This window comes from Formosa agariphila KMM 3901 (genome assembly GCF_000723205.1).
GTDB classification, from domain to species: domain Bacteria; phylum Bacteroidota; class Bacteroidia; order Flavobacteriales; family Flavobacteriaceae; genus Formosa; species Formosa agariphila.
The window spans coordinates 2227576-2240858 of sequence record NZ_HG315671.1; the positions used below are offsets into that span (position 1 = coordinate 2227576).

Annotated in this window: 5 protein-coding genes; all 5 read right to left on the reverse strand. The window is 33.9% G+C overall.

Translation table 11 applies throughout. The features are described from left to right. Positions 1 to 301 precede the first annotated feature (301 nt). Positions 302 to 1888: a sulfatase family protein gene (locus BN863_RS09635; protein ID WP_038529971.1), complete on the reverse strand. Its 1587-nt coding sequence runs from the start codon at positions 1886 to 1888 to the stop codon at positions 302 to 304. 141 nt (positions 1889 to 2029) lie between these two features. After that, on the reverse strand, positions 2030 to 5299 hold the full coding sequence (locus BN863_RS09640) for a VCBS repeat-containing protein (RefSeq protein ID WP_197539154.1): 3270 nt from the start codon (positions 5297 to 5299) through the stop codon (positions 2030 to 2032). A gap of 77 nt (positions 5300 to 5376) precedes the next feature. Next, positions 5377 to 6888 (reverse strand): RagB/SusD family nutrient uptake outer membrane protein, encoded by a 1512-nt coding sequence (locus tag BN863_RS09645; RefSeq protein WP_038529977.1) that lies wholly within the window; start codon positions 6886 to 6888, stop codon positions 5377 to 5379. 27 nt (positions 6889 to 6915) lie between these two features. Beyond that, entirely contained in the window at positions 6916 to 10044 is a 3129-nt protein-coding gene (locus BN863_RS09650; RefSeq protein ID WP_051774672.1) for a SusC/RagA family TonB-linked outer membrane protein, read from the reverse strand. A gap of 475 nt (positions 10045 to 10519) precedes the next feature. Further along, entirely contained in the window at positions 10520 to 13138 is a 2619-nt protein-coding gene (locus BN863_RS09655; protein ID WP_038529980.1) for a hypothetical protein, read from the reverse strand. Between the last annotated feature and the right edge of the window lie 145 nt (positions 13139 to 13283).

Genomic DNA, 13283 nt, shown 5'->3' on the forward strand with positions numbered 1-13283 from the left:
TTAAACAGACCATTGCTATTAATATATAATCCAGTTAAACTAAAACGTTCACGTTTATTCACCTCTATTTTACGCTCGCAACAAAACGGAACGCGTTGGACTAACTCGAAAATTTGTAATTCAAAATTCTAATATAACTATATATTACTTTCAATTTTACTTCTTCAGCAGCTTACTTTCATACAGAAGTCTTAAATTTTAAAAATAAATTAACCGTAAACCAATTTGGTTCTGTCATGATTTATAACATTTAGAGCAACTCTGATATTATTTTCGAATAACATAAGTCATTGGTACTATCCTAATTAGTATCAATCCACCATAATTGACTCCAATCTTCTGCCGAATCATTTGTTTGTTTAGCACCTTTAGTACTACGTCCATCAAGAATTTGTTTTGTTAACAACGCTTTTAATTCAGTTACTAAATTAGGGCGTTCGGATTGAAGATTTACGAGCTCTCCTGGATCATTTTTTAAATTATACAATTGTATTTCTGGTAGTTGTTCAAGAGCCTCTTTATTGTTTGGTTTTGGAAAACTCCAACCACCAGAACCCCCACACATAATCAATTTATAATCCCCTTTTCTAATGGCAAAACTTCCATTAACTGAATGATGAATAGTTCCCTCGCGAAAAGAATCATCCTTTATTGTTTGCGTTAATAAGGGCATCATATCAAAACTATCTTCGGCTTCATTATCTTTTAGCGTATAACCACTTATTGTTGCCACTGTGGCCATAAAATCGGTTGTGCAAATGGGTTGTTCATTGGTTGCACCTGCTTCAATAACATTAGGCCACTTTACAATAAATGGGACACGATGTCCGCCTTCAAAAATATCTGCTTTGTGACCTCTATAGATGCCGCTTGGATGATGTCCTTTAGAAATTAATTGTTCAATATTTGCTTCCGGCGAACAACCATTGTCGCTTGTAAAAACAATTAAGGTATTATCTTCAATCCCTGACGCTTTTATTTCAGCTAGCAATTGCCCCATATAGGCGTCTATCATTAAAACAAAATCTCCATACGGATTGTCTAATCCACTTTTCCCTTGAAATTCTTCTGTTGGTAAAATCGGTGTATGTGGCGATGGTAAGGGTAAATATAAAAAGAACGGTTTATCTTCCTTGGCCTGTTCTTTCACATAGGAAATGGCTCTTCTAAAAAAGTTAGGAGTGACATCTTCATGCACAAAATCGGACGAAGTTAATCCTTTTCTCCACCAATTTTGATCTCCTTTACTTTCTGTAATTTCAGTAGGAATTTCAGTAGGCATTCCATTTTCCACATATACATATGGTGCCATATCTAACGACCCACAATGACCATATGAATACTCAAATCCCAGTTCTTTTGGACCATTAGTTATGGGTTTGGAAAAATCAATTTCTTTAAGATCATCATCTTTATCCCAAAATTCAGACAAGGTATCCTGGTCATTTTTTAATGCCCAATCCCATCCTAAATGCCATTTTCCTATATATGCTGTTGCATATCCTTGTGTTTTCAATAAAGACGCTACAGTCGTTCTTGAACTTGGAATTAAGGCTTTAGATTTCCCACCAAGCACACCTGATTTCAATTTTGATCTCCAATTATAGCGCCCCGTTAAAATGCCATATCTAGTAGGAGTACATACGGCAGACGATGTATGAGCATCTGTAAACATCATACCCTCTGCTGCCAATTTATCAATATTTGGAGTTGAAATCTTACTATCTGCATTAAAAACAGAAAGATCTCCATACCCCAAATCATCTGTTAACACATAAATAATATTTGGTTTCTGAAGTGGTGTTGATGTTTTCTCGGCTGGTGCACAAGCCCCTAAACCAATTAATAATAAAAGGAAACCAAGCGTTTTTAAATTATGTCTTTTCATATATTTTAATAATTGAGATAGTATGTCTTTTTAGTAAGCATTTAAAGGTAAAAAACACCTTTCTTACCCATGCTGTATTACATGCAGCATGAATAGTAATAAACACTGCAGGTAATCAGCTTAATTTAAAGGGGGTAAAATTTAATTGTTATCAAACTCAAGAAGCTTTAGAGTATCATTATTTGAAATCACTAAATACCCTTGTTTAGCGTTGGCCAAAGTAATTTTTTTACTATCCTTTACATCTGATCTGAAAAACAATCCAGTTTCAGCATTGTTCACGACTTCAAAACCATCTTTTGAACCTTGTAAAATGGTTCCTAAACCTGAATCTGATCGGGGTGTTTCTGCTTCGGCTTGAAATAAGTTCCCGAAAACCATAAGATCAGGATATTCATCATTATTATAATCTATTTGCTCTATGCACGTAATAGTTGACAACTGTGATTCCATAGGTAGCTCATGAGATGAGAATGTTTTTCCATTTTCATTTTCAAACCAGAAATGGCTAAATGTATCTGTGGTATAATGCAATGCATTTTTTAAAGGGGCATTTCCATATATATCTTGCAAATCGGCCTTTGCAAATGCTCTAAATGTTTTATAACGTTTCGCAATTGCAGGTACTTGTTGAGAAGAACATTCTCGCCCTCTTAGTGGCACTTGTTTCCCTTTTTTATTATAAGTAAATACAATATCGTTTGAACCGTTTTCATCAAAATCTGCTGAATAGACTTCAAAAGGGGAATCTGGCTTAGATTTATATTTATAATTTAAACCAAGATTTCCAGCAACCACATCCAAATCACCATCCTGATCAACATCAACAACATCTAATGAATACCACCAACCTTTCGTGTTATCTAAACCGTAGTCTTCAGTTCTATTTATCAATTTACCATGATCATTCTTATAAATTGTAATAGGCATCCACTCCCCTGTCACAATTAATTCTTTCCAAGAATCACCATCTAAATCTGCCCAGACAGCATCTGTAACCATTCCTATATTATTTGAGTCCTGCCCAAATGGAGATGATATTCTTTCAAATTTTAAATCTTGATCTGTACCTCCTGTGTTTCTTAAAAGTGTACTGGTTGGAGGGTATGGGTACTTTCCAGGAATATTTCTTCCGCCCACAAAAATATCCATAAGACCATCTTTATCAAAATCGCAAACAGCTAAAGCTTTGCCTGATATCGATAATTCCGGAATAGACTGCGATGACTTTACAAAGCCATTTTCTGTATTTATATACAAGCGATCCACCAGATTTAAATGGGCACTACCACCACTAGAAACATATAAGTCTTGGTCACCATCATTATCAAAATCATAAAAAACAGCCCCTACATCTTCTTGGGATTCATCTTTAAGCCAAGGCCCGTCTACTGCTGTAAATGTGGCATCCTTATTTTGTATAAAAAGTGCGCTTTTACTTCCTGAAGCATTACCGACATAAAAATCATCTAAGCCATCATTATTAACATCTGCTACTGCCAAAGCACCTCCTAACATAGAATATTTATAAGGCAATAAAGGTTCTTTTTGATAATCATTATACAAATCTTCTATGTGGGTGAAATCTATTTTAGATTGTTCGGTAACATCTTTAAACTTGATGCTTACAATGTCTTTTTCAGAATCTCTAGAAACCCCGTTTTTATGGTCTATAATCAATACCTGATTGGCTTCAATAGTGGTTAAAACTTGTTCACGACCATCTTGCCATGCTATTGTAATTGCATCTATTTTAGTCTCACTCCCCAATCCGAAATGCAAAATGGGTTCCATACTAGACTGATAACCTCTAGTTAGACTCATTTCTTGACGCTGAATCTTATCGCCAGATTTTAAAGTGACCACTGTTCCTAATCCTAAAGGGTTTTTAGCACTACCTTTTAATTTAAATCTTAAAAAATGAGCACCTGTTGTTTGGTTTTCAAATAAAGAAGCCTTCTTATCTATATTATTAATAACAATGTCTAAATCACCATCATTATCTAAATCACCATAAGCCATCCCATTAGAAAAACCTTCAAAATCTAATCCCCATGCTTTTGTTATCTTTTCAAATTGTAACCCACCATTATTTTTAAATACAAAATTTGAAATAGGTTCGCTTGGGTAATCTGTAATATCTAAATTAAATGCATATTTAAAGGATGTGGTATTTTCACGGTTATTTACATCATTATCATTAACGTCGCGTTTCATACCATTGGTAATAAATATATCTTTCCAGCCATCATTGTCCAAATCGACAAAAAGTGTTGACCAACTCCAATCTGTAGATGCTATATTGGCAAACCGAGAAATTTCAGTCATCATAGGAATATTATCCTGATTTACGCCATTATTTAATTGCAAACTATTTTGCATATATTGATGATGAAACCCCATAGCAACCCCTTGTTCAAAATTTTCAGGGTTCATACTTGCCATGTTTACCCGTGCACGCACATAATCATCTGGAGACATTTCTCCTTGTACTAAATCTATTAATCCGTCATTATTAAAATCTGATGCATCTACACCCATACCAAACATTGATACATGTCCTGTAGCTTGTTGTAATACTTCCGAGAAGGTTCCATCTTGGTTATTTATGTAAAAATAATCTGGTACATTAAAATCATTAGATAAGTATAAATCAATCCAACCATCATTATTAAGATCTGAAGCCACTAGACCTAAGGTGAGTCCGAAATTTTGCACTCTAGCCTCTTTTGTAACATCTACAAATGTGCCATTACCTTCATTTCTATATAAATGCCCGCTATCTTCAGGGGTATTCTCAAGCATTTTAGACTGATAATACATATTACCTTGACTAATAGGAATGGATGGGTAATTCGCTACAAATAAATCGATATCTCCATCGTTATCATAATCAAAAAAAGTAGATTGAATAGAATTTGAATTATCGTTAATTCCGAAATCGGCAGCAGATTCTGCAAATGTTTGATCACCGTTATTTATTAGAAGTTGATTTTCAGTGTTACCACCCATACCAGAAACCGATAAGTAAATGTCTAAAAAACCATCGTTATTAATATCGGTCATAGTCACTCCAGTATACCATCTATCGTCTCCACCCACACCAGCGTGTTCTGTAATATCCTCAAATTGTAAATTTCCTTTGTTTATATATAATTTATTCGGCATTAAATTACCTGTAAAAAAAACATCAGAAAGCCCGTCGTTATTTATATCGCCAATGGCAACACCTCCGCCATTATACATGTAAGGGAACTTAAAATAATTTAAAGAATCATTTTCAATAATTTTGTTATTAAAAGCGATACCACTTTCTGAGTCGCTAATTTCTTTAAATTTTGTAACCGATGAGTTACTTCTCTTTTCTTCCTTATCGCTACAAGAACAATTTAGAATTAAAAGAGCGCTCACACAACATATTTTTTTTAACCAATTCATACCTAAACTAATATAATTAATAAAAGGGGCTCATTGAGCCCCCTTTTATTTTACTCATAACCTGGATTTTGTACTATATTCGGGTTTGTACTCCACTCTAATTGTGGAATTGGGAAATATTCTCTACCTGGTTTATATGAATTATTTCCTTCTCTAAATTCTGGATTATCTATAATTCTATCCGGAAGCATTCCCCATCTTAATAGATCTAACTGTCTAATATCTTCCAATGTAAGTTCAAGCACGCGTTCATCTCTAACTTTTTGTCTAAAATCATCTTTACTCATTCCTAGAGTAAAATCTGGCATATTAGCTCTATCTCGTACTTGATTTACAGCGGCATAAGCATCGCTTGTCGGTCCATTATTTTCATTCTCTGCCTCTGCATACATTAGTAATACATCTGCAAATCGAATTATCTTTTTATTTACAGCAAAGGTGTTAAATGCCGGAGCAGCTCCTCCTCCGTTAGGGTTAATATATTTCCCTGCTTTTACATAATTAGGGTCTTCTGCGAGTTGTGATGCAAATTTAGTAGCAAATGATTCCCCATTAAAATGTTCAGCTCCAGGATAATTCCAAACCATAGTTTCATAGGCTCTTGGATCTATCTGACCATTTATTGTTCGATCCTTTAAAAATAAATTTAAAACCCAAGTGTTTAAAACTGAACTACCAGCATTAGACATATCGAATCCAAATGAATTATATCTTGCTGTAGATGGTACATCCGATCCCCAACCAGCAGTCCACGCTCCAGTTAAATCGAACTGAATTTCAAATAGTGATTCTGAATTATTATCTCCACTTAATCTAAAATTATCAGAATAATCAGAAGTAAGCGTATAAGTTCCAAACTCTCCGTCTATAACTCTTTTTAATTGTGTAGCAGCATCTGACCATTCTTGTTGATACAAATACGTCTTACCTAAAAGCGCTGTAGCTGCACCAGCTGTAACTCGTCCCTTATTATTATCATCCCAAGAATTCGGTAACATTGGAATAGCCATATTAAGATCTTCTTTAATTTGCGCCCAAACTAGAGCTGGCTCCACTTGGGGCTGTTGTGTTTCTGCAAGTGATGCAGCTGGCACTGTAACAAGTGGTATATTATTAAAATAATTAACCAAGACAAAATAGCTATAAGCTCTTAAAAAGTAGGCTTCACCTAGTATATTATTTTTTAAATCAGAATCCATTTCAATATTTGGCACATTTTGTAAAACTAAATTAGCTCTGAACACAATTTTCCAGTACTCGCCCCATCCTGCAGTAAAGTTTCCATCACCAGGATTTAAATTGTATAAAGATGCATTATAAGAAAAATCTGCTGTAGTATGAACGGCATCAGAAAGCGATTGGGTGTACCCCGAAAATAATCGCCCATGATTGAAAATAGTAGATAAAGGACTATAGGTTCCTACAATTGCACTTTGTGCATCGTCAGAAGTATTCCAAAATTGATCTGGAGTAAGTGTATTAGGATTTTCTTGATTTAGAAAATCATCATCACATCCATAAAAGGATATAAAACAACATATTATTACTATATATTTTTTCATTTGAATATATTTTATATTTATTTATTTTTAAAAACCTAATTGAATTCCTAATAGAAATGTTCTTGCAGTAGGATACGTTGATTGATCTACACCTGCATAAAATAGAGGATTATCGTTAGCAACAACTCTGTCCTCATCTGCTAGACCTTGCCCTATTTCTGGATAATAACCAGAATACTTGGTAATAGTAAACACATTCTGTCCTGAAGCATAAATTCTAATTTTTCTTAGTTTTATTTTATCCAAAACACTTTGAGGTAATGAATACCCAATTTGCATACTTCTTAATCGGAAATAATCACCGTCTTCTACTAAAAAGGATGATGCGCGTTCATTTTGAGCATTTCCACCAATTCTAGGAATATCAGTATCTGTATTGTCAGGTCTCCAGTAATTAAGCGCTTCCGTAGTCATATTACTTCCTATATCTAATAAGTTTTTTCTTCTTCCATAATTATAAATTTCTACTCCCGAAACCCCATTAAAATCAAGATTCATATCAAAATTTTTAAATGTAAACGCTAAAGAAATACCATACTCTAAGTCCGGAATATAACTCCCCAAAACGGTTTGATCTTCGGCAGAAAGAATGCCATCTCCATCTGTATCAGCATATCTAAAATCACCTGGTTCAGCATTTGCATCAGCCATTGCTCCATCATTATCAATCTCTTCTTGTGATTGATAGATACCTAAAACTTTATAACCATAATAACTTGCAACCTCCTCACCTACACTTGTTCTCGTTGAGTATGACACCATAAACTGACCTCCAATAATAGGGGCGATATTGTCTCCTAAATCTAAAACTTCGTTATGTAAAAATGTGATGTTTGGGCTAACATTAAAAGTAAAATCTCCCACGGCACCTCTATAAGTTCCAGAAAACTCAAATCCTGAATTTTCTATGGATGCAGCATTTTGTGCCACTGGAACTGAAGTTCCTGATGTAGGTGGAATTTCTAATGATACAAGTACATTCTCAGAAACTTTATTATAATAATCCATGGTAAACGTTAGCTTATTATTCATAAATCCTAAATCAAGCCCAATATCACTCGATTTTGTTGTTTCCCATACAAGGTCTGGGTTAGCAAAAACGGTTTGAGAAATACCTGGTAATCTATTTTGTCCAGTACCAAAAACAGCATCACTATTTATATTTAAAACTGGTATATATGCATAATCGGCTATTTGTTGTGACCCTAGTTTACCATAACTGGCTCTTAATTTCATGTTACTAATAAAATCACTATCATTTAGAAAGTTTTCTTTAGAAATTGTCCATCCAACGGCTACAGATGGGAAGGTTCCATATCTATTTTCCTCAGAAAATCTCGAAGAACCATCTCTTCTTATTGTAGCACTAAAAAAATATTTACTATCATAATTATAATTAAGTCTTCCGAACAAAGAACTTAAGGTATTAACATATTGTTCACCTGTTATTCGAATCACATTTGATGATGCACTAATTTGATTCACATCATTTGAAGGAAATCCAGATACAATACTAGCTCGAGTATCGGTAGTTGTTTTCTGACGCGTTATACCTCCCAAAAGACTAAAACTATTTTTATTAATACTTTTATCATAATTTACAGTTCCTTCTATTAGACTACTAACACTTTTTCCTGAATACTCTCTTAATTCTGCTTCTTCTTGATTAGCTCCAATTTGTTCCGAAATAAAGAATGTTGGTATAAATGTGTAATCTAGATTTGTATTATATGTTAAACCCGTATTTACCTTAGCCACTAATCCATCAATTATCTCATACTCCATTGCTAAACTACCAATCAAATTATCTCTTTCAATATATTTATCCATAAGTATAGACCTAGCGACATGGTTATTACCATTTACACCATGTTCTTCTAATGTAGCACCACCATACCCGCCTTCATTATCTGGATTATAAAATGGTATGGTAGGTAAAATATTATTATTTAAATTCCAAATTGTATTTGGCCGCTCTAAAGTTCTAGTTACTGCAAATGATTCAGTCACTTTAAACTTTCCTTTATTAAAACCAATATTTGTTCGCATGGTTTTCTTATCAAAACTTGACCCAATAACTATCCCATCTTGGTCTAACCAATTTGCTGAAACATTGAAATTTATATTATTACTACTCCCATAAATACTCGCTGAAGTATTCATAAGAGGCGCTGAAGAAATCGCAAGTTCATCTACAATTGTATTCACACTAGGATCTAAATTTTCATTAAATCCAGGATATTTTTCAGTATCATTAACTTCTGCCAATGTATTTCTTAAATTGGCATATTCAACTCCAGATATCCAATCCAATTCATTGGTTATTGACTGAAAACCAGCACTTGATTCAATATCAACTCTAATTCCCTCTGTAGTACTTCCTGTTTTTGTACTAATAATCACAACTCCATTAGCAGCTCTAGAACCATATATAGCCGCTGCAGAAGCATCTTTTAACACCTCTATAGAAGTTACGTCTGATGGATTTACAAAATCCATAGTATCTGAAAACATGCCATCGATTACAAATAAAGGGGTTGATCCTGCAAAACTAGAAACACCTCTAATCACGATATCGTTTGAAGCACCAGGCCCACCTCCATTAGATTGAACTCTTACACCTGCCATTTTACCTTGTAAAGCTTGGCTAGGATCTCCTGAGACATAACTTGTAACCTCTTCTCCCGAAACAGAACTTATAGATCCTGTTAAATCAGATTTTTTCTGTGTTCCATATCCAACTATAATAACTTCGTCTAACTCACTAGCGTCATCTTCCATTACGATATCGATTGTAGTTTGGGCTCCTACTGTAACACTTTTTGAAATTTTACCAACGTATGAAAATAAAATAACATCTCCAGTATTTACATTAATTTCATAATTCCCATCAAAATCACTAAGTGTCCCATTAGTTGTGTCCTGCACCAAAACAGTTACACCTATCATTGGGATACCTTCGGAATCAATAATATTCCCCCGAATAGTAATACCTTGGAGTGAAGGAATAATATCTTTATAGATTTCATTGGAATAAACTTGATAACTAAATAAAGTATTGAGTAATAAAAGTAATAATAAAATAAATTGGTTTTGGTTTCGAAAACAACATAACCCAAATTTCGGGCACTTTCTTAAATAAATAGTTTTTTTCATTGGTTTGTTTATTTTGTTAGTAAAATACTGTTTAATCAAATTAGCCGTTATCTGTAACAGGATAATGGTTAAAGCAAAAAAGATGAATGGTTTAGAGTTTTAATTTTGAACACTTCAATTTAGCTTAACTATTGATTAATTTCATTAGCAATATTAGATACAAGTCAGTGAAACCAATTGCTCAAATCAATCAAATCATTGCTTAAAAACGACATATTTTTACACAAATCACTACAAATCAGCAAAATAAAAAACAATATAATAATTATTTATTATTTTTATTACTTTTTTATCAATCACCCCCTCCTCAAGTACCTTCTCTATTTTACAAGTTCCAAAGGATACTATAAAGATAATATTGTTGAATTATAAAGAAAAACTTCCAATTTATAAGTTTTTATTAGCGTCCCCAGCCATTTGAATCTAAAAAAACAGAATGAGATTTAAAAATATGATGACTTATTTAGTTATAAATCTAATTTGGGATACCAACAAACTTAAATTCTGTTTTCTGACGCATATCGTTAGGGGAATCAAGATTCACATTAAATGTAACATCCCATGTTTCATTTTCTGCATTAAACTCGGTTTGCCAAAAGTCATTTCCATGAACTTCCTGATTTACCTTTTTCCATTTGCTATCTTCCTTTACAAAAAGAAATGGTTTTTTATAACTCCCTACATTGGTTAAAGTCAATGGAACATACCCAATCCCTCCTATGACCGAAAACTGTGCTTTGTTATTTTCTGTCCTGATCTTTATGGGATAATTATCAACCAATTCTCCTTTAGTTACATCCACGGCAAGATCATTACCAAGAGCCTCGCGATAAATTAATTCCCAAGTAAGCGCATTATTCCTCAATGCGTTTTTCAAATTTTTGTTAGGACCATAATAATCATCTAAGGCCGATGGAATAAGTATAAGTTCTACTGTTGCTTCAATAAAATCACCGGCTTTAAAAGATGTACAATTTTTTGGAGGCACAATTTTTATTATAGCACTCTGATCACCATAATCTCCACTTGCAGTATTATACTCTGCAAACCATGGGGAAACATTGGTATCTCCATTTATTTTTGCTTTCCAATCACGAACAACAAACCCACGTTCTGCAAGTCTAAAACGCTTTAACTGGGGGCTAGTGTATTCTGAATCGTTAAATGAAAACCATATAAACTCCCCCTCTGCAGCAGACTTTTCGGTAGTATATCTAGGTACGCCTCCCACTGTTGATTGCCATTGTCTTTTCACGCCTGTTTCATTACCCCATGCCAAATCTTTAGATTTTACATGATGATATCTTGACGATGCAAACTCAATAATTGAAAAATCTTTAAACGTGACATCTTTTAACACTTTGAGCTTAATTTTATAAATACCTCTTGTTATATCGTCTGAGCGCCCAATTGAAGCTTGATATTCAAAATCCATAGCATTATCGTCCATAGTACCAGCATAAGTAACTTCCGTAAAATTTGGACTATACCTTTTATACTGTGTTCGAATTCTACTGTGCCAACCACGATTACCATCTAATTTAGTGTAATCGAAAAAGTCTGCACCACCCAAATTGCCCGTCCAACCCCATTTTTTATCTTTTGGCGTTGATACAAGAAGAGGTCTAAAGTCTAATACCGGAGCTCCTGTCTGATCTAAATCGGGCTCATAAGTAATGGTTTCCCCCCATGCACCAATGGCAGATTCATCCCACTGCTGATTGTGACCCCAGCCAACCAAACATAATTGAGCATGTGAAGCTGCAGGAACTCCACCCCACAATGAATTCACACTAGTATACTCAAGATTTAAAGTTGTATTTGCAGGAACGGTAAGCATTGTTAATCCATGATACCATGAACCTCGAAAATAATCATCATCCACACCTGTTCTTCCTTCTGTATGCCAGTTTTTTGACAACTGAATGGGAATACCAATAGGATTGCCCTCCATATCACGGAGTACTGCTGAAATACCTGGAATGGCAAATACATCTGCTCCATTGTCAAAAATCCTGCCCTTAGCAAAACTTAATCGCGCAACCTTTTCCACATCAGAACTATTAGTAATGGTGAATTGCACCTGCTCCATTCTTTCATTATTTCTATCCTGTGGCCCCGGATTACCTTCACCTGGTTCTGCTGGGCTACTCTCACTTTTAATCTTATCACTTCTTAGGGTAATTTCATGCCAACCCTTATCTTGATTATAATTTACATCTAGAGATTTTTCGATTGGAGCAACTTGATTAGCGATTATTACTACAGGTTGATTTTCTTGATTTGAAATTTCGACAATCTTTTTATCAATATCTTCTGAAACTGGGTAGATTATAATTCCTGAGTTTTCTTCTACACCTTGGTAAAACTCTTGTTTACTAAGCGTAACCTCTACTGTTGTTCCTTTAACAACTATACGATTAGATTGGCTTGATTTGAGAAAAATATAACCACTACCGTTCTTTGGATTTTTTAATGCTTTCACCTCGCCTTCCACTATAATTGTATTGTATTCAGAAGGAAATGTGAGTTTCGTATGCAGTTCTATATTTTTTAAATTGGTAGACGGAACTGTTTTCAAAATAAAAGAAATTCGGTCTGGCCAAGAAGAAATTTCCAATCCGCTATTATTAGAAATAACCCCCTTTAAATCTGGTAAATTAGTAATAAATCTGCGTTGAAAATATTTTCCCGTTTCTATTAATTGGCAGTCATCATCGGTACCGCTCGTTTCTTGGCACCAATTCATAACTCCATCGCGTTTAACTCCAAAACTAAACGTTATAGGTTCTTTAGAAGGAAAGCTTTCTGCATTGGTTTCTCTTAAAACTATATTTTCTGATGTAAGATCTTTATGATTACTAAAATCATTAATAGACAGGTTTGGATAATCAAACTCCAATCGATAACGATTGGTTTTAATCGCAAAAATTTTATTACCTGTTTTAATGGTTTTTTCCCACCACATAAACGAATAATCTTTTTGGTTTTTAAAAGCAACCTTTGGAATATCTTGTGCATTACAAAAACTAATGGATAAAAGGAATACTGCAAGGAATATTACCTTTCGTTTTAACTCTATTGAATACCGCATAATAACTAATCAATTTTCAACAAAGATATCTTGTCAACAAAAAAAACACGTTCTCTAATCCATCATTATGTTTCTCTTTTTCTACTAACAACATGATTCATGTACACTTACAACTGATTTCTACAAAAAATCATAAATAATATTG

Coding starts and splice junctions, on each gene's coding strand:
- BN863_RS09635 (WP_038529971.1), bottom strand. CDS start 1,888: ATGAAAAGACATAATTTAAAAACGCTTGGTTTCCTTTTATTATTAATT.
- BN863_RS09645 (WP_038529977.1), bottom strand. CDS start 6,888: ATGAAAAAATATATAGTAATAATATGTTGTTTTATATCCTTTTATGGA.
- BN863_RS09650 (WP_051774672.1), bottom strand. CDS start 10,044: ATGAAAAAAACTATTTATTTAAGAAAGTGCCCGAAATTTGGGTTATGT.
- BN863_RS09655 (WP_038529980.1), bottom strand. CDS start 13,138: ATGCGGTATTCAATAGAGTTAAAACGAAAGGTAATATTCCTTGCAGTA.